This window comes from Psychrobacter alimentarius (assembly GCF_001606025.1).
GTDB lineage: Bacteria > Pseudomonadota > Gammaproteobacteria > Pseudomonadales > Moraxellaceae > Psychrobacter > Psychrobacter alimentarius.
The window spans coordinates 1,992,681-2,012,323 of record NZ_CP014945.1 but is presented as its reverse complement, the minus strand read 5'-3'; the positions used below and the strand labels follow the sequence as shown (position 1 = coordinate 2,012,323).

Sequence of the window (19,643 nt, the reverse complement as noted above, 5' to 3'; positions counted from 1 at the left end):
TAAGTAGATAAATTGTCGTTTTTTATATCGTTAAACAAGTTATTAAACAATATTAAAATTTTTAGGATGACTCATGACGCACTCTACAAAATCGCCTTTGGCATCATCTCCGCGCTCGTCTTTGACCTGCGGTGAGCTGCTTGTTCAATGGTTAGAATACTACGGCGTCGAGACTGCATTTGGCATACCGGGCGTGCACACAGTCGAGCTGTATCGCGGTCTACCCAATACTAACATTCGCCACATAACACCGCGTCATGAGCAAGGGGCTGGGTTTATGGCAGATGGTTATTACCGCGCCTCAGGCAAAATCGGTGTCTGTTTTATTATTACAGGTCCTGGCATGACCAATATCATGACGGCAATGGCGCAAGCACTGGCGGATTCGATACCGATGCTTATCATCTCTAGTGTGAATAAAGTAAAAGACACAGGCAGTGGTGAAGGGCACTTGCATGAGCTGCACGATCAGCAAGGTATGGTGAGTAAGGTCGCGCTCACAAGCAAAACCATCTGGCAGCCTGAATCATTGCCCAAAGTCATTGCCGAAGCCTTTGCGTTATTTAACGGCGCACGGCCTGGGCCAGTTCATATCCAGTTGCCTATCGATATCATCACCGCTGATGCCAGCCATGTCGAAAGACCGCCACGCTCAAATACGTCAGCAGACCACGTATCCTTACCGCGGGTCATGAAGCCATTGCCAAACCCTGCGCAATTAGACCTGATTATCGAATCCTTAAAAACAGCGAAAAACCCAGTGTTGCTCTACGGTGGTGGCTGCGTCGATGTCGATCAGGATGCGCAAAAACTGGCCGAGCTGATAGACGCGCCCACGTTTTTAACCATTAATGCAAAAGGTTTGTTGCCACCTCGTCATCCATTAAGCTTGGGCAGCAATCAGTCATTAGCAGCAGGTCGTGCGGTGATTACTGAGGCTGATTGGGTATTAGCAATCGGTACTGAGCTTGGCGAAACTGATTACGACGTGTTTTTTAATGGTGGGTTCCATATCAATGGCACACTGGTGCGTATCGACTGTGACGCTGCGCAGTTACAGCGTCCGTTTAGAGCAGATATTGCCGTATTGGGCGATGCACAATTGGCCATCAGTGGTTTGTGCGCACGTTTAGAGGGGCAAGTATTCGATCATCAAGCAGTGGATCATAAGGCAGTGTCACGAGTAAACGATGCAAAACAAGACCTTATAAAGGATATAACACCAGACTTCGCTGGTCAAAATGCACTGCTTCAGCTCATTCGCGATGAAATAGAAGATGTCATCTTCGTCGGTGACTCAACTCAGCCTGTTTATAGTGGCAATCTTGGCTTTGAGGCATTGGCAACTCGCAGATGGTTCAATTCATCAACAGGGTTTGGCACGTTAGGTTATGGATTACCAGCTGCCATTGGGGCAATGATTGGATCAAAGGTGCCCGTTGTCAGTCTGATTGGTGATGGCGGTATTCAATTTACTATTGCTGAGCTCATCTGTGCAGCAGAGCTTGAGCTGCCATTGATCGTATTATTATGGAATAACCAAGGTTATGGCGAGATTCGACGGTATATGGAAGAGGGCGGATTGCCACTGATTGGGGTCAATATCAAAACGCCAAACTTTGAGCCATTAGCCGCAGGGTTTGGGGCTGGATATCGCAGAATCACAGAGAAGCAGCAATTACTGGATGCGCTAAAGACAGACACAAAAGGTAAGCAGCCAATCATTTATGAAATTGATGAGTCCGATGCGTTCCTGATGGAAATGGGCAAGGATTTTGCGTGTTTTACGTAATGAGATGACAGATTTTGGGAGCAATCTTTAAGTAGTAGCTTATGTAGTAGTTTAGGTAGTAGTTTAGGTAGTAGTAACGTTAGATAGTGGTTAGACAGCAAAATGGATAAATTGGCGATGGTCGCCTATCAAGGAGGAATTGAATGACAAACTATATGGATAAGTCGCAACAGTCGATTTTAGAAAAAGATGCTGTCGATTCAGACTCGTTAAGTGAAAAGCAATGGCGCGCATCATTATGGAAGTTTTTACTGTTTTCTGCATTCGGTATTGCTTTGTTTATTATACCGTTTCAGTGGGATGGCAAAGTCACGATTTTATTGGGCGTATTAACAGATACTTTGCAAGCATTACTGGGTGGTTATGTCGTTTATGTGGTCATGGCACTTGTGACGACCTCTTGTGTGGGAGCGTTGGCAGTAAAGGTATTAAATCCCAATTTACGTGAAGGCAGTTTAGCCAAAAATCTTTTTGATGTGAATTGGTTTTGGCTGGTTGCACGCGTTTTGGGGATGGTCTTTGTTTGGATGATCTTTTTACAAGTCGGCCCTGAATTTATCATTAGTCGTAATACTGGCGGTGTGATTTTTGAAGATTTGATTCCTATTTTGATTCCTTTGTTCTTGCCGTTTTTGACTGACTTTGGTTTGATGGAGTTTTTAGGTACGCTATCGAGTAAGCTTTTTGTTAAGCTCTTTAATCTCCCTGGGCGTTCGGCAGTGGATGCTATGTCCTCTTGGTTTGGTGCCGCGTCCATTGGCTTGCTGGTGACGATGCAGCAGTATGATAAAAGCTATTATAGTCAGCGCGAAGCAGCAATTATCGCAACGACGTTTTCCGTCACCTCGATCGCGTTTACTTATGTGGTGGCAAAGACCATCGGCGTGGACAATAACTTCGTCTATTTTTACTTAACCATTGCACTCACTGGGTTTATCGCCGCTGTCATTATGCCACGTATACCGCCACTATCATTGAAGCCTGATACGTACCATTCTGGCAAAAGTATGCTGGACGAAGAGACGCCAGCGCATTACTCCACCTATCAATGGGCGGTCAATCGTGCTGTGACTCGTGCGCAGTCTATGCCAGGGCTGGGTAAAGTCTTCAAGAGTAGCACCAAGAACTTATTTGATATTTATTTTGGGCTTATTCCAGTGGTTTTTGCTATTGGTACGATTGGTCTTGGGTTAGCAGAATACACCCCTGTCTTTAATTGGTTGGCCACGCCGCTTGTGCCTTTGCTTGAATGGTTGCAAATTCCAGAGGCCACAAAAGCGGCGCCTGCGATGATTATGGGTTTTGCCGATATGTATCTGCCAGCACTAGTGGGCAAAAGTATCGAGAGTGAAATGACAAGGTTTATCGTTGGTGCTGCTTCTATCACTCAGATTATCTATATGTCTGAAGTAGGCGCGCTTATTTTAAAATCAAACATCAAGCTCAATATATTGGAGCTGTTTGGGATTTTTATACTGCGGACGCTTATCAGTTTGGTCGTGATTACCTCGGTTGCGCACCTATTATATTAGGTCAATCAACTCTTTGAACATGAGCAGCACAAGTATAAACAGTCTACACAACCCAGCTGGTTGAATATGAAATGACATAAGGCAGTCGATAATATGAAAAAAACAGACACAAACTCTCTAACGAGAGAAATGGCAAAGCAAACCGTTCGTAACGACGTCGTCCTAAATGCAGCGTATATAGAGGGTGATTGGGTGACTATTGAAGCATCTGATAGCATAGATGAATACGCTTTGTATGATCCCAATTCAGGAGAAGTGATTGCCACCACTCGTTTGTGTAGCGCAGAACACGTAGAGTCTGCCGTCAACGCTGCTGCTACCGCCTATGCCAGTTGGTCACAGACAAGCACAAACGAGCGTGCGCATTATCTAAATGCCATCGCAGACACGATGACAGAGCAGTTTGATACATTGGTTGGTTTGTCCGTGTTAAATAACGGTAAGCCGATCGAAGAGGCAAAGATAGACGTCAGCGACGCCATTGCTTGTTATCGCTATTATGCTCAGCTCATTATCAAGCAAGAGACTTGGGCTGAGGTCGAGACCAATGAGACAGGTATCCGCTTATTAAAAACGTATGCCCCTGTTGGGGTTTGTGCCTTGATTGTACCTTGGAATTTCCCTATGGTCACCACCGCTTGGAAGCTTGCACCTGCACTGGCGGCAGGCTGCACGGTGGTACTAAAACCGTCTGAGGTGACATTATTACCAGAGCTGATGCTGGGCAATATATTGTCTGCTATTGATCTGCCAAAAGGCGTGGTGAATATTTTACCTGGAGCGGCAGCGGTGGGTGCTGGCATGACCAGTCATCCGCTGATTGACAAAGTGTCTTTCACAGGCAGTAATGCGGTGGGTGAAAAGGTCATGAGCCAAGCAGCAAAAGGTATCAAAGATATCAGCTTAGAGCTGGGCGGTAAGTCGGCCATCATCGTCTGCGCGGATGCGGACATTGAGTATGCTTGCGACTTAATCATCGGTGGTATCTTTACCAATGCAGGTCAAATCTGTTCAGCGACGTCCAGATTGATTGTTCATCAAGATATTGCTGACGCGTTATTTGAGAGGTTGAAGACAAAGACAGAAAACCTGTCCATCGGTGATGGTTTTGATACAGACACGCAAATGGGGCCACTGGTCAGTGAGCAGCAGCTCAATCAGGTAAAAAAATACTTCGATATCGCCATAACTAAAAAGTTAGAGTGCCTAACAGGTGGCAAAGTGTTGGATAGAGCGGGGTATTTTGTCACGCCAACCATCTATCACAATGTGCCCGTGACCAGTCAGCTGTGGACAGAAGAGGTGTTCGGTCCCGTCTTAGTCAGCAAAACGTTTGCAGAGGATTTGGATGCGATTCGTTTAGCCAATGACAGTAAATTTGCCTTGGCTGCAACCATTGTGAGCGCTGATGAGAGCGCTGCACTCAAGATAGCGCTACAAATTCAAGCAGGTCATATTTGGATTAATGAGCAACAAATCGTATTGCCGCAAGCTGGATGGGGCGGGTTTAAGCAAAGCGGGATCGGTCGTGAACTTGGCAGTGATGGCTTGTCTGCTTATCAAAAAAGCAAACATGTACTGCTCACACATTAACACATTAAAAATATCGATTAGTAATAAATGATGTGGATATAGAAAAACCCTTTATCGATTATTCAATAAAGGGTTTTTTTGATGTTGTATATCAGAGGAGACTTTTACCACATCAGATCATCTGGAATCACATAAGCAGCATAAGGATCATCTTCTTCAAACGCTTCTTCTGAAGTATCGTTAGAAACGACAATAAAGCCTTCCATTTTTGTATTTATGCGATCTGCCAATGGACGAGGCAGTAGCGCATAGCTGTCTTCTAATCGTGCGATGACCACATGACCGGCCACGATTTGGTCATAAAGCTTTTGAGTAATAGCAATTTTCTTAACCTTAGCATGATCTACAAACTGATAGCTGACCTCACCACTTGTGTCGTTGATTTGATGCTGCTTAATCATTTGTACGATATTGGCTCTGAGCATCTTTTCTTCTAAAACCCGCTGCTTTTCTTGATTGAGCTTTTGATCTTTTTCTAGCTTTTTTGCTTGCGCGTCTGCCAACGCTTTTTTTGTCTCGATGCTTTCTGAGTCGCCAGTGCGCTTGGCATGATCAGCTTGCTTACTGATTTTTTTGGCTTTTTTGCTATCCACCAATCCTGCTTTTAATAACTGAGCTTGTAGGGCATTTTTTGCCATCTCTTTATCCCCTAAATAACGATGCTTCAATTTTGATGATCGAATTATAAATATTAAAAAATACATTGTATCAAACTTTGCTATGGCATGTTGTTAGGAGAATACAAGAAGGGATTGTTAAATCAAACTGAAACGATCAAAAGCTAGGTTTAGCTGGCATAGAGACAAGCCGAATAGGATGTCACAATCTCACATACATGACTGGATGAAGTGGCTTAAATTGGTTATTATCAAATAAGGTATGAAGTTAACAAACAAATGTATTTTATAGAGCGTATAGAGGAGGCGCTTTTCGTAATACGGCGTAAAGTGGTCATAAACTAAAAACACCCTAAAAAGTGACATAGGATTAACCAACCATATTTAAGGATGAATTATGACAACATCACAGCACATTTTGGCCTGTATTGACGGCTCCGCAGTGACTGAATCGGTTTGTGATTATGCAGCATGGTATGCAAGCAAACTGAATTTACCTGTTGGGTTGATGCATGTTAGCAATGTTCCTGTCTCTACCAGACGAGACTTATCAGGGGCAATCGGCATCAATAGCCGCCAGTTTTTATTAGAAGAGTTGACTCAACTGGACGAGCAAAGGGCAAAAATAGAAAACAGCTATAGCAATGCGTTAGTAGAAGACGCAAAAAGTCATATTCAAGAGAAATTTGCACATATTGATGTTCGTCTTTATCAGCGACATGGCAAATTACTGCCTGCCATCGAGCATTTCAAAGCTGAAAACCGAGCCATCGTCATGGGCCGACGCGGCGAAGACCATAAGAATAGCCGTATCAACATCGGTAGCCAAATAGAAACGGTTGCTCGTGCATCAGAGGTGCCTATCTTGATTTGTTCAGAGGCGTTTAAAGAGCCACGCTCCTACATGATTGCATTTGATGGCAGCAAAACCTCTATAAAAGCCGTTTTGATGGTTGCAAGAAGCCCTGTATTAAAGGGAATGCAAGGTCATATCGTCATGGTAGGCAATCACAATGATGCTGCCAAACAAAGTCTAAGCGCGGCAGGGGCGCAATTAGAAGCCGCTGGCTATGCCGTAGGGGCTCACCATGTCACAGCTTCTGATGCTGTGAATGGCTTATTAAAATTTCAGATGGATAATGACGTTGATATGATGGTGTTGGGTGCGTATGGTCACTCAAAGTTGCAGCAATTGTTTTTGGGAAGTACTACAACAGAAATTATTGCTAGCACCTTGTCTCCTGTCATTTTAGTCCGCTAACGTTTTATAATGTAGATAAATAGAGTCACAATAAACACAGTCAAGTTCTTATAAAAAAAAGGCTACTGTATGTTTTCATCGTTTTTCGATGGCAAATGTACAGTAGCCTTTTTCAATCGCTAAAAGTAAATAATGCACTATTTACGATCGTTGATTTTAGTTAAATAGGGTAGTTACCTGCTTATTATTATATCGATAAAACCTAATCCTCTTTAAAAAATATACCTGAGCGACTGGCGAGAATTTTTCATCTTTAGCTATGGTAATGACTAAAAATACAGTACTTATATCCGACTTTCATCAATTTTAAACCCCTATTTTTTCCTACCACGAGTCTAAAGTAAAAGACCCTATCGAAATAAAACATACCGATATACTATCTTTTATTTACTACGAGCCAAAGCCTATAAATCAAGGGCTTCAAGCTGTTTATTCTGACCAGGCTATAGTCTTTGCAAACCTAAGAAAAAACATAGTATCGCGTGTGCACGTTTCAAAAATCATGGTTTTATTGTGATATATACATCTCTTATAAACACTAATAGTGACGTACATTAATGTCAATACCATTCACGTCGATAGCTTTCTAATTTCTTAGTTAATTTCTCTTATCAATAATAGTCTTTATTGATGTCATTAAGAAGATAACCAGTTTAATCACCAGTATTATTCCTCTACCTTGTATAAATTGTCACCTAATTAATGCAGTAATTTACTCAAAAAATGAGTCGGATTCAGAACTTTTATCAGTAATTCTCTGAAAGCGTACACCTTGATGTGTGTCAGAAAGGTAAATCAAAAGAACATAGCTCACAGTGAGAAGCTCTCTAATCCAAAAAATCTACCACTTTTTGTTGTAAAGAATTATTCGTAATGTACTCATAATATTACATAAGTAAGTTAATCTAATAAAAGCAAGCCAATTGTAATTATTTACTTATTATAAGTTTAATACTTCAGTATTGAAAATGTAGTATTAATGTTTCTTTACAATTTACCTTACATAAGTTCTTTTGTTTTCAGGCGTTGATAAACATAGTATTCACGCAATTCATATATAAGAATTAAGCATTTTTCTAAACATTCTAAAATTGCATTATTAATTGATGTGAATATAATGAAATTTAACTACGTCTCTATTTTATAAAATAATATTCTAAAAAATTTCATAATAACTGTAATAAATATCGTTTGAAGATGATAACTTTTTAATAAGAATGAATTGTATAAGAGAAAAATAGATGCCCATAAACTAGATTTTATTAGGATGAAAAGCTATGGACAGTAAAGGTTTACTATTATCGACGACATTGTTCACATTGGTAGGTTTGGTAGGCTGTCAAACTGTACCAAATGATAAAATAAAATTTTCCTCTGGTGATACTCAGCGAGTTAATCAAGTTGGTTGGGAAAAAAGTGGTGAATTATTTCGCTTGCCTAATGATAGTGATCTAAAAGTAAATGAGCGTAGAATTGTTTTTTTTCGAGACGCTCACAATGAGAAGAAAAATAATATCAATATAGGTATTGGACTGGATAATATTTTTCAAACCAGTCTAGACAATGGTCATTACTCGGAAAAAATCATTTGTGATAACGCACAAATCATCAATGCGTCAGTCTTAAAAGAAAATGGAGACATTGTTTCTTATTCAGAAAGTTTTCAATTCCTTCCTCAAAAAACAACTTATATAAGAGTTAGCTTAACAGCAACGGGCAAACCTGTTCTTCAGCAAATATCAGCCAACGAAGCCTTGTCATCATTGAGCCAAGCCAATCGCCAGACGCATCAAATCAGTCGTATGCCATCAGACTGTAGCATGACAAGTCAAACGCTACTCAGTCAGCCATTGCCAAATCAAAATCTACCAAAAAAATCATTCAAGAAACCTATAGTCAATACGCCAGTAGATACAAGTGATCTTAAACAATTCAGTGTGTTATTTGATTTTGATAGCGCGAACTTGAAAAACAACAATAGCGCTGTGCTAGATGGTATGGCCAGTTTTATTCAGTCTTATCCAAGAACCAATATCACTGTGGAAGGTCATACAGACAGTCGAGGTTCTGAAAGCTATAACTTGCAGCTTTCTCAAAAGCGTGCAAATACAGTGAAAAATATTTTAGTAGATAAATATGGTATGCAGCCTTCACGTTTACGTACCGTAGGGTACGGAGAGGCGATGCCAATTGATACCAATGATACTGAAGAAGGACGCCAAAACAACCGCCGAGTTGTCGCCACTGTTAGTGAAAAAGTTAACTGAATCAAATCTTTATTCTAAGTCGATACTTATTTTATTTAGAATTAATTAATTAAGGATGATTTTATGAGCACTATAAATATCAAGGTAAACGGCCAAGCCGAAACCGTTGCTGAACATACAGTTGTGACACAAGACGGTACTCCTACGGTGCTCCAAGCTACCGATAAAAGACGGTACTCCTACGGTGCTCCAAGCTACCGATAAAATTAACTATGAGTTTCTTGATGAGTCAACGGGTTACGCCCCCAACAACATTATTACTAAACGTGTCGGTCAAGACCTTCAGATTTCTTTTGAAAGTGATAGTGTCGATCCTGATCTGATTATTGAGGGATTCTACGATGCTACTGAGAGTGCGCTTATCGGTGTCGCGGAAGATGGTAGTTATTACTACTATGTTCCTGATACTGGTGAAGTTGCTGACTATGTCACTGAGTTAGAAGCAGGTGAGATACAAGGACAATCATTGGGCGGAGATGCGCAGGTTTCGCCTTGGTGGGTAGGAGCTACGGAGTCTGGCGCTTTTAATGCGCTGCCTTGGTTGGCGGGTCTTGCAGGAATAGGCCTTGCTACCGCTGCTTTCTCTAATGACGATAACGATGACAGTGACGCCGATGCTGATGCTGATGCCGATGCAGACGCTGATGCAGACGCCGATGCAGACGCCGATGCCGATGCCGATGCAGACGCTGATGCAGACGCCGATGCAGACGCCGATGCCGATGCTGATGCCGATGCTGATGCAGACGCAGACGCTGATGCTGATGCTGATGCTGATGCAGACGCCGATGCTGACGCCGATGCTGACGCCGATGCAGATGCCGATGCAGATGCCGATGCAGATGCCGATGCCGATGCCGATGCCGATGCCGATGCCGACGCTGATGCTGATGCTGATGCTGATGCTGATGCCGATGCAGACGCCGATGCAGACGCCGATGCAGACGCCGATGCAGACGCCGATGCAGACGCCGATGCCGATGCTGATGCAGACGCCGATGCCGATGCCGATGCCGATGCCGATGCTGATGCTGATGCTGATACTGATGCAGACGCCGATGCCGATGCTGATGCAGACGCTGATGCCGACGCCGACGCTGACGCCGACGCTGACGCCGACGCTGACGCCGACGCTGACGCCGACGCTGACGCTGACGCCGACGCTGACGCCGACGCTGATGCTGACGCCGACGCTGATGCTGACGCTGACGCCGACGCTGATGCTGATGCAGATGCAGATGCAGATGCAGACGCTGATGCTGATGCTGATGCTGATGCTGATGCAGACGCTGATGCCCCAACGATTGATACGCCAATTGCAGGCGATGACATTGTCAATGCCGCTGAAGTCGCTGCAGGCTTTACCGTCACAGGAACAGGCACAGAAGGGGATACCATCACCTTGACCAATGGAGCAGGGGCGCTCATTGGTACCGCCCTTGTCGATGCCGATGGCAACTGGAGTGTTCTTGTCGATCAAGCCGACGTGGACGCCATGGGTGAAGGTGCGGAAACGTTGACAGCGACGGCTACAAATACTGCAGGGAACACTTCCACTGCGACTACCAATATTATAGTGGACATCACCGCGCCTGATGCCCCTGTGGTAACTATCAATGATGATGGCGACTCAGTGACCGTCACGGGTGAAGAAGGGGCTGCGGTTGTCATCACCACACCAACTGGTGTGATTGAAGGCACGATTGTAGACGGTGTCTTTACGGCCGTGCTTGATCCTGCCTTAACCAATGGTGAAGAGGTCAGCGCCACGTTAACTGATGATGCGGGTAACGTATCCGATCCAGGCACAGAAAATGCCCTAGACACCACAGCGCCAGGCATCCCAGCTGTGGTGATTGGCAATGATGATGACACCATCAATGGCTTTGACTTGAATGAAGATGGCGATGTGATCGTGAATGTGAGCTTACCGATCAATGCTTTGGTGGGTGACACCCTCACTGTAAACGGGTTAGAAATCCCAGTAACCCAAGACATGCTTGATAACGGCTATGACACCGCCGTGACGCCGCCTGCAGAAGGTGAGGTATTGACGGTCACCGCAAGCGTGACCGATCAGGCAGGTAACACCAGTCCGATAGCCACAATCAGTGCCACTGTGGGTGATATCACAGCGCCAGGCATCCCAGCTGTGGTGATTGGCAATGATGATGACACCATCAATGGCTTTGACTTGAATGAAGATGGCGATGTGATCGTGAATGTGAGCTTACCGATCAATGCTTTGGTGGGTGACACCCTCACTGTAAACGGGTTAGAAATCCCAGTAACCCAAGACATGCTTGATAACGGCTATGACACCGCCGTGACGCCGCCTGCAGAAGGCGAGGTATTGACGGTCACCGCAAGCGTGACCGATCAGGCAGGTAACACCAGTCCGATAGCCACAATCAGTGCCACTGTGGGTGATATCACAGCGCCAGGCATCCCAGCTGTGGTGATTGGCAATGATGATGACACCATCAATGGCTTTGACTTGAATGAAGATGGCGATGTGATCGTGAATGTGAGCTTACCGATCAATGCTTTGGTGGGTGACACCCTCACTGTAAACGGGTTAGAAATCCCAGTAACCCAAGACATGCTTGATAACGGCTATGACACCGCCGTGACGCCGCCTGCAGAAGGTGAGGTATTGACGGTCACCGCAAGCGTGACCGATCAGGCGGGTAACACCAGTCCGATAGCCACAATCAGTGCCACTGTGGGTGATATCACAGCGCCAGGCATCCCAGCTGTGGTGATTGGCAATGATGATGACACCATCAATGGCTTTGACTTGAATGAAGATGGCGATGTGATCGTGAATGTGAGCTTACCGATCAATGCTTTGGTGGGTGACACCCTCACTGTAAACGGGTTAGAAATCCCAGTAACCCAAGACATGCTTGATAACGGCTATGACACCGCCGTGACGCCGCCTGCAGAAGGTGAGGTATTGACGGTCACCGCAAGCGTGACCGATCAGGCAGGTAACACCAGTCCGATAGCCACAATCAGTGCCACTGTGGGTGATATCACAGCGCCAGGCATCCCAGCTGTGGTGATTGGCAATGATGATGACACCATCAATGGCTTTGACTTGAATGAAGATGGCGATGTGATCGTGAATGTGAGCTTACCGATCAATGCTTTGGTGGGTGACACCCTCACTGTAAACGGGTTAGAAATCCCAGTAACCCAAGACATGCTTGATAACGGCTATGACACCGCCGTGACGCCGCCTGCAGAAGGTGAGGTATTGACGGTCACCGCAAGCGTGACCGATCAGGCAGGTAACACCAGTCCGATAGCCACAATCAGTGCCACTGTGGGTGATATCACAGCGCCAGGCATCCCAGCTGTGGTGATTGGCAATGATGATGACACCATCAATGGCTTTGACTTGAATGAAGATGGCGATGTGATCGTGAATGTGAGCTTACCGATCAATGCTTTGGTGGGTGACACCCTCACTGTAAACGGGTTAGAAATCCCAGTAACCCAAGACATGCTTGATAACGGCTATGACACCGCCGTGACGCCGCCTGCAGAAGGTGAGGTATTGACGGTCACCGCAAGCGTGACCGATCAGGCAGGTAACACCAGTCCGATAGCCACAATCAGTGCCACTGTGGGTGATATCACAGCGCCAGGCATCCCAGCTGTGGTGATTGGCAATGATGATGACACCATCAATGGCTTTGACTTGAATGAAGATGGCGATGTGATCGTGAATGTGAGCTTACCGATCAATGCTTTGGTGGGTGACACCCTCACTGTAAACGGGTTAGAAATCCCAGTAACCCAAGACATGCTTGATAACGGCTATGACACCGCCGTGACGCCGCCTGCAGAAGGTGAGGTATTGACGGTCACCGCAAGCGTGACCGATCAGGCAGGTAACACCAGTCCGATAGCCACAATCAGTGCCACTGTGGGTAATATCACAGCGCCAGGCATCCCAGCTGTGGTGATTGGCAATGATGATGACACCATCAATGGCTTTGACTTGAATGAAGATGGCGATGTGATCGTGAATGTGAGCTTACCGATCAATGCTTTGGTGGGTGACACCCTCACTGTAAACGGGTTAGAAATCCCAGTAACCCAAGACATGCTTGATAACGGCTATGACACCGCCGTGACGCCGCCTGCAGAAGGTGAGGTATTGACGGTCACCGCAAGCGTGACCGATCAGGCGGGTAACACCAGTCCGATAGCCACAATCAGTGCCACTGTGGATGATATCACAGCGCCAGGCATCCCAGCTGTGGTGATTGGCAATGATGATGACACCATCAATGGCTTTGACTTGAATGAAGATGGCGATGTGATCGTGAATGTGAGCTTACCGATCAATGCTTTGGTGGGTGACACCCTCACTGTAAACGGGTTAGAAATCCCAGTAACCCAAGACATGCTTGATAACGGCTATGACACCGCCGTGACGCCGCCTGCAGAAGGTGAGGTATTGACGGTCACCGCAAGCGTGACCGATCAGGCAGGTAACACCAGTCCGATAGCCACAATCAGTGCCACTGTGGGTGATATCACAGCGCCAGGCATCCCAGCTGTGGTGATTGGCAATGATGATGACACCATCAATGGCTTTGACTTGAATGAAGATGGCGATGTGATCGTGAATGTGAGCTTACCGATCAATGCTTTGGTGGGTGACACCCTCACTGTAAACGGGTTAGAAATCCCAGTAACCCAAGACATGCTTGATAACGGCTATGACACCGCCGTGACGCCGCCTGCAGAAGGCGAGGTATTGACGGTCACCGCAAGCGTGACCGATCAGGCAGGTAACACCAGTCCGATAGCCACAATCAGTGCCACTGTGGGTGATATCACAGCGCCAGGCATCCCAGCTGTGGTGATTGGCAATGATGATGACACCATCAATGGCTTTGACTTGAATGAAGATGGCGATGTGATCGTGAATGTGAGCTTACCGATCAATGCTTTGGTGGGTGACACCCTCACTGTAAACGGGTTAGAAATCCCAGTAACCCAAGACATGCTTGATAACGGCTATGACACCGCCGTGACGCCGCCTGCAGAAGGTGAGGTATTGACGGTCACCGCAAGCGTGACCGATCAGGCGGGTAACACCAGTCCGATAGCCACAATCAGTGCCACTGTGGGTGATATCACAGCGCCAGGCATCCCAGCTGTGGTGATTGGCAATGATGATGACACCATCAATGGCTTTGACTTGAATGAAGATGGCGATGTGATCGTGAATGTGAGCTTACCGATCAATGCTTTGGTGGGTGACACCCTCACTGTAAACGGGTTAGAAATCCCAGTAACCCAAGACATGCTTGATAACGGCTATGACACCGCCGTGACGCCGCCTGCAGAAGGTGAGGTATTGACGGTCACCGCAAGCGTGACCGATCAGGCAGGTAACACCAGTCCGATAGCCACAATCAGTGCCACTGTGGGTGATATCACAGCGCCAGGCATCCCAGCTGTGGTGATTGGCAATGATGATGACACCATCAATGGCTTTGACTTGAATGAAGATGGCGATGTGATCGTGAATGTGAGCTTACCGATCAATGCTTTGGTGGGTGACACCCTCACTGTAAACGGGTTAGAAATCCCAGTAACCCAAGACATGCTTGATAACGGCTATGACACCGCCGTGACGCCGCCTGCAGAAGGTGAGGTATTGACGGTCACCGCAAGCGTGACCGATCAGGCAGGTAACACCAGTCCGATAGCCACAATCAGTGCCACTGTGGGTGATATCACAGCGCCAGGCATCCCAGCTGTGGTGATTGGCAATGATGATGACACCATCAATGGCTTTGACTTGAATGAAGATGGCGATGTGATCGTGAATGTGAGCTTACCGATCAATGCTTTGGTGGGTGACACCCTCACTGTAAACGGGTTAGAAATCCCAGTAACCCAAGACATGCTTGATAACGGCTATGACACCGCCGTGACGCCGCCTGCAGAAGGTGAGGTATTGACGGTCACCGCAAGCGTGACCGATCAGGCAGGTAACACCAGTCCGATAGCCACAATCAGTGCCACTGTGGGTGATATCACAGCGCCAGGCATCCCAGCTGTGGTGATTGGCAATGATGATGACACCATCAATGGCTTTGACTTGAATGAAGATGGCGATGTGATCGTGAATGTGAGCTTACCGATCAATGCTTTGGTGGGTGACACCCTCACTGTAAACGGGTTAGAAATCCCAGTAACCCAAGACATGCTTGATAACGGCTATGACACCGCCGTGACGCCGCCTGCAGAAGGTGAGGTATTGACGGTCACCGCAAGCGTGACCGATCAGGCAGGTAACACCAGTCCGATAGCCACAATCAGTGCCACTGTGGGTGATATCACAGCGCCAGGCATCCCAGCTGTGGTGATTGGCAATGATGATGACACCATCAATGGCTTTGACTTGAATGAAGATGGCGATGTGATCGTGAATGTGAGCTTACCGATCAATGCTTTGGTGGGTGACACCCTCACTGTAAACGGGTTAGAAATCCCAGTAACCCAAGACATGCTTGATAACGGCTATGACACCGCCGTGACGCCGCCTGCAGAAGGTGAGGTATTGACGGTCACCGCAAGCGTGACCGATCAGGCGGGTAACACCAGTCCGATAGCCACAATCAGTGCCACTGTGGATGATATCACAGCGCCAGGCATCCCAGCTGTGGTGATTGGCAATGATGATGACACCATCAATGGCTTTGACTTGAATGAAGATGGCGATGTGATCGTGAATGTGAGCTTACCGATCAATGCTTTGGTGGGTGACACCCTCACTGTAAACGGGTTAGAAATCCCAGTAACCCAAGACATGCTTGATAACGGCTATGACACCGCCGTGACGCCGCCTGCAGAAGGTGAGGTATTGACGGTCACCGCAAGCGTGACCGATCAGGCGGGTAACACCAGTCCGATAGCCACAATCAGTGCCACTGTGGGTGATATCACAGCGCCAGGCATCCCAGCTGTGGTGATTGGCAATGATGATGACACCATCAATGGCTTTGACTTGAATGAAGATGGCGATGTGATCGTGAATGTGAGCTTACCGATCAATGCTTTGGTGGGTGACACCCTCACTGTAAACGGGTTAGAAATCCCAGTAACCCAAGACATGCTTGATAACGGCTATGACACCGCCGTGACGCCGCCTGCAGAAGGTGAGGTATTGACGGTCACCGCAAGCGTGACCGATCAGGCGGGTAACACCAGTCCGATAGCCACAATCAGTGCCACTGTGGGTGATATCACAGCGCCAGGCATCCCAGCTGTGGTGATTGGCAATGATGATGACACCATCAATGGCTTTGACTTGAATGAAGATGGCGATGTGATCGTGAATGTGAGCTTACCGATCAATGCTTTGGTGGGTGACACCCTCACTGTAAACGGGTTAGAAATCCCAGTAACCCAAGACATGCTTGATAACGGCTATGACACCGCCGTGACGCCGCCTGCAGAAGGTGAGGTATTGACGGTCACCGCAAGCGTGACCGATCAGGCGGGTAACACCAGTCCGATAGCCACAATCAGTGCCACTGTGGGTGATATCACAGCGCCAGGCATCCCAGCTGTGGTGATTGGCAATGATGATGACACCATCAATGGCTTTGACTTGAATGAAGATGGCGATGTGATCGTGAATGTGAGCTTACCGATCAATGCTTTGGTGGGTGACACCCTCACTGTAAACGGGTTAGAAATCCCAGTAACCCAAGACATGCTTGATAACGGCTATGACACCGCCGTGACGCCGCCTGCAGAAGGTGAGGTATTGACGGTCACCGCAAGCGTGACCGATCAGGCAGGTAACACCAGTCCGATAGCCACAATCAGTGCCACTGTGGGTGATATCACAGCGCCAGGCATCCCAGCTGTGGTGATTGGCAATGATGATGACACCATCAATGGCTTTGACTTGAATGAAGATGGCGATGTGATCGTGAATGTGAGCTTACCGATCAATGCTTTGGTGGGTGACACCCTCACTGTAAACGGGTTAGAAATCCCAGTAACCCAAGACATGCTTGATAACGGCTATGACACCGCCGTGACGCCGCCTGCAGAAGGTGAGGTATTGACGGTCACCGCAAGCGTGACCGATCAGGCGGGTAACACCAGTCCGATAGCCACAATCAGTGCCACTGTGGGTGATATCACAGCGCCAGGCATCCCAGCTGTGGTGATTGGCAATGATGATGACACCATCAATGGCTTTGACTTGAATGAAGATGGCGATGTGATCGTGAATGTGAGCTTACCGATCAATGCTTTGGTGGGTGACACCCTCACTGTAAACGGGTTAGAAATCCCAGTAACCCAAGACATGCTTGATAACGGCTATGACACCGCCGTGACGCCGCCTGCAGAAGGTGAGGTATTGACGGTCACCGCAAGCGTGACCGATCAGGCGGGTAACACCAGTCCGATAGCCACAATCAGTGCCACTGTGGGTGATATCACAGCGCCTGTCAGTATAGATGCAGTGGACGATTTTGATACAGCAGAAATTATCGTTACGCCAGTGACGACTACTGAGAATCTACAAAACACAGCTGCCTCACTCATAAACGTGTTAGGCATAGGTAATGCTAGACCTACAGTTAGCTTTGATATCGCTGAAGGCAGTACAGGTACGGCAGTAATTACCTTGTCTGGAGGTGGTTTAGCTGAAATTGTCGATAGAAGTAGCTTGGTTCTGCAAGTGAAAGATGCTAGTGGTAACTACGTTAACGTCGCCAATTCTAGTAATATTGGCTTGATCAACGTACTTGGTCTCTTTGGTGAGGGAGCAGGCTTTAGGATAGAAGATCTCCCAGCGGGTGAATACCGTATCAACGGTAATGTTGGTGGACTAATTGGTGTGCTAGAAACTGGTACTATTAGGGCAATCATCACTGAGACTGATCCATCAGTGGTTGGCACGATCACTACGGAAGCTGCCACTGGTAATGTCATTGATGATAATGACGTTGCAACGCAATCGACCATAGTCACAGAGGTTAATGGTCAGCCAGTTAATTCTACTGGTAACACTACTATCATAGGTGACCATGGTACTTTAATCATCAACTCTGATGGTGCGTATACTTATACGCCAAACTCGACTGTTAGTGAAATTGGACAGATGGACGAGTTCGTATATATCATTGTTGATCCGATCACTAGTAGCACCGACAGCGCAACACTTACCGTGGGCATCAATAGTGATTATCCAGCGGTCAATTTCCCAATTGATGCAGTGGATGATATAGCAGGTACCAAATTGATTGTTGAGCCTTTGACAACTGTCGAGAATCTTCAAGATTCTGACACAGCATTGACTGGTTTCACGAATACGAGCGTTTCGTTTGACATTGCTGCAGGCAATGTAGGTTCTGCTGATATTGCTATAACAGCAGGCGGAATAAGTATTCTTGACAGTGCTACCGTTATTCTACAGAAGCAGAGGGCTAATGGTACTTGGGAAACTATAGATAGCTCTTCAGGTGGCAGCTTAATTGAAGTCATTGGTATCCTTGGTGATGCTACACGCTTCTCTATAGATGGTCTAGAAGCAGGTAACTATCGTATTAATGGTAGAGCTGGTGGACTTCTTGGTGTGGTACCAAATCATACGATAAAAGCCATCGTGACTGAGATTGATCCAGATGTACCAGGCACTTATGGTTCGCAAGCTGCGGTTGGCAATGTTATCAGTGACAATGATGATGTAACTTTATCGACTGTTGTTTCATCAGTTGATGGTGTAGCTGTTACTGGTGCTACCCTCATAGACGGCGACTTCGGTACGCTTACGATCAAACCAGATGGTTCGTATTTCTATACCCCTGATGGTAATGTTAATGTTATCAATCAAGTGGATCAGTTTGAGTATACGATAGTTGATGATTTTAATAATACCGATACAGCCACACTGACCATTAATATTACGAGTGATTGGCCTGCTCCAGCGCCAGTTACTGCAGATAGTATGCCATTCGATGATAGTTTTATATTTGCTGATGATAGCAGTGATGACACTATCGAGCTACCTGATACATCATTGACTTTCTCAAGTGAAGGACTTGATGTTCTAAGTTTTGAGGGCGCAGATCAAGTGATTAGCTTAGCGGATCTTATGCAACCTGAAACGCTTGATATCATCGATATCAGTGGTTTGGGTGCGAATACCTTGAACGTGGCAGCTGAAGATATAAGCTCTACTCTTTATATCAAAGGTGATAGTGATGATACCGTTGATTTAGGCGGCGCTGGCGATGACCTTAGTGATACAGATGGCGCTAGTAACCCTTCAAGTTGGTTCGATACAGGAGTGGATGTCACAGATACTGGTGGACATGCATATAATGTATGGCAATTAGACAGTGATATATCTACTCAGATGTACATTGATACGAATATTACAAACGTTATCTAATATTCGGTAATTGTATTTATATATTCAAAACGCTCTCGAAATGAGGGCGTTTTTTATATCGTATTTCTAATTTTTCAAATATAGTTAAGAGATAGCCAAAAATAGCGATTCAATATAATTGCCTTATA

At 46.2% G+C, this 19,643-nt stretch carries 7 protein-coding genes; 6 read left to right on the top strand and 1 reads right to left on the bottom strand.

Annotated elements, in window-relative coordinates:
* Positions 1–73 precede the first annotated feature (73 nt).
* The 3 genes from A3K91_RS08145 (at position 74) to A3K91_RS08135 (ending at position 4,917) form a co-directional block, all read left to right on the top strand.
* Entirely contained in the window at positions 74–1,792 is a 1,719-nt protein-coding gene (locus A3K91_RS08145) for a 5-guanidino-2-oxopentanoate decarboxylase (protein WP_062844812.1), read from the top strand.
* Between the two features lie 143 nt (positions 1,793–1,935).
* Positions 1,936–3,324 (top strand): YjiH family protein, encoded by a 1,389-nt coding sequence (locus A3K91_RS08140; RefSeq protein ID WP_062844811.1) that lies wholly within the window; start codon positions 1,936–1,938, stop codon positions 3,322–3,324.
* A gap of 129 nt (positions 3,325–3,453) precedes the next feature.
* Positions 3,454–4,917, top strand: a complete 1,464-nt coding sequence (locus A3K91_RS08135; protein ID WP_062844810.1) for an aldehyde dehydrogenase family protein — start codon at positions 3,454–3,456, stop codon at positions 4,915–4,917.
* A 104-nt stretch (positions 4,918–5,021) separates the two neighbouring features.
* Here the strand turns inward: A3K91_RS08135 and A3K91_RS08130 are convergent, their stop codons facing one another.
* Positions 5,022–5,555, bottom strand: a complete 534-nt coding sequence (locus A3K91_RS08130) for a DUF2058 domain-containing protein (protein WP_062844809.1) — start codon at positions 5,553–5,555, stop codon at positions 5,022–5,024.
* A gap of 376 nt (positions 5,556–5,931) precedes the next feature.
* Here A3K91_RS08130 and A3K91_RS08125 point away from each other — a divergent pair, with 376 nt between their 5' ends.
* The 3 genes from A3K91_RS08125 (at position 5,932) to A3K91_RS08115 (ending at position 19,515) form a co-directional block, all read left to right on the top strand.
* Entirely contained in the window at positions 5,932–6,795 is an 864-nt protein-coding gene (locus A3K91_RS08125) for a universal stress protein (RefSeq protein WP_062844808.1), read from the top strand.
* Between the two features lie 1,277 nt (positions 6,796–8,072).
* Positions 8,073–9,062, top strand: coding sequence for an OmpA family protein (locus A3K91_RS08120; RefSeq protein ID WP_062844807.1), 990 nt, complete (start codon positions 8,073–8,075; stop codon positions 9,060–9,062).
* 184 nt (positions 9,063–9,246) lie between these two features.
* Positions 9,247–19,515, top strand: coding sequence for a beta strand repeat-containing protein (locus A3K91_RS08115; protein ID WP_062844806.1), 10,269 nt, complete (start codon positions 9,247–9,249; stop codon positions 19,513–19,515).
* The last annotated feature ends 128 nt before the right edge of the window (positions 19,516–19,643 follow it).

Bases quoted from the DNA above. Each gene is read 5' to 3' on its own strand.
- A3K91_RS08120 (WP_062844807.1), top strand. From the start codon at position 8,073: ATGGACAGTAAAGGTTTACTATTATCGACGACATTGTTCACATTGGTA.
- A3K91_RS08145 (WP_062844812.1), top strand. From the start codon at position 74: ATGACGCACTCTACAAAATCGCCTTTGGCATCATCTCCGCGCTCGTCT.
- A3K91_RS08130 (WP_062844809.1), bottom strand. From the start codon at position 5,555: ATGGCAAAAAATGCCCTACAAGCTCAGTTATTAAAAGCAGGATTGGTG.
- A3K91_RS08125 (WP_062844808.1), top strand. From the start codon at position 5,932: ATGACAACATCACAGCACATTTTGGCCTGTATTGACGGCTCCGCAGTG.
- A3K91_RS08140 (WP_062844811.1), top strand. From the start codon at position 1,936: ATGACAAACTATATGGATAAGTCGCAACAGTCGATTTTAGAAAAAGAT.
- A3K91_RS08135 (WP_062844810.1), top strand. From the start codon at position 3,454: ATGGCAAAGCAAACCGTTCGTAACGACGTCGTCCTAAATGCAGCGTAT.